At 67.0% G+C, this 1,236-nt stretch carries 1 protein-coding gene; it reads left to right on the top strand.

Annotated features, from left to right (window positions below):
* A partial coding sequence (locus E2C06_RS36505; RefSeq protein WP_133293392.1) for a glycoside hydrolase family 16 protein occupies nucleotides 1-1,236 on the top strand: 1,236 nt, incomplete at both ends.

Raw genomic sequence — 1,236 nt, 5'->3', positions numbered from 1 at the left:
GACCATGGCCGCTACCCTTGACCTGACCCAGTTCAACACCGTCTGGGACGAAAGCTTCGACAACGGCACGGGCATGCTCTCCCGCAACTGGGGTCCCGGGATCGACACCAGCGTTGCCGGCCAGATCACCATCCGCAGCACGCCCGACAACCAGGACAGTGGCACCATGGTCCCGCCCTGGGGAGCGCCGGAGGCGGGCTATGGCTACGGCCTGTTCAGCTTCACCTTCTCCATGGGCCAGGGCGATGCGCCGGGCCCCTATGCCCTGCTCTGGCCGGGCACCGACGTGTGGCCGGGGCCGGAGCTCGACCTGGTCGAACTCCTGCCGGGCGGCCAAGCCTACTCAACCATCCACTGGAAGGGTGCCGACGGCTCCAACCAGTTCCAGTCCTATAACCTGGACGGTGTCGACGTTAAGCAGACCCACACCTACTCGCTCGACTGGCAGGCCGGCCGGCTGTCCATGTATGTCGACGGCGTCCAGAAGTGGACGACAACGGAACACGTCCCGGCCGACGCCGCGCATGGCGGCGAGAACGAGGCGCCGGGCATCGGCATGCAGACCTGGTGGTCGACCGATGCCCAGCACGGCAGCGGCTACGACAACACCATTACCCTGTATGACGTCCAGTACGCCGCTGCGAACGGCACCTACACCGGCGGCACGGGCGGAAGCGGTGGCGGCAGCAACGGCGGCGGCGCCAACACCACTCCCGGCGACATCGCTCCCGCGGCGAAGTTCGGCTATGTGGGCAGCTATGCCAAGACCGCCTGGGAAGGCCACACCACCTTCGGCGGCGCCGACTACCACACCTTCGGCGCCACCGGCGCCTGGAACAACACCCCGGCGGTGCTGATGGCACCGGCGGCCTGGAATGCAGGCTTCGCCAGCAAGCTCGCCTTCGACAACTTCGTGCAGGCCAATATCGACCTGCATGCGGCCGGTACCCAGGCGCTCGATGTCATGCTGGTCAGCGCCAAGCGCGGCGCGATGACGCTGGCTGACGGCAACGACCACCTCACCTGGGTGGCGCACAGCAACGGCACCGGGGCCGCGCTCAACACCATGACCATCAAAACGGGGGCGGGCGATGACGTGGTCAAGGTGACCGCGGCCGGGCTTTCCTCGCTCGCCGATTATGACCGCACCGACAACGGCAGCCTCTACAACGGCAGCTATGACGGTCGCTATTCGGTCGCCGACGTCACCTTCGGCTCGGGCAAGGACAGCGTCAC

This window comes from Dankookia rubra (assembly GCF_004355005.1).
In the GTDB taxonomy this organism is placed as follows: domain Bacteria; phylum Pseudomonadota; class Alphaproteobacteria; order Acetobacterales; family Acetobacteraceae; genus Paracraurococcus; species Paracraurococcus ruber_A.
The sequence above is the reverse complement of the archived record's forward strand: the minus strand, read 5'-3'. Positions and strand labels throughout refer to the sequence as shown.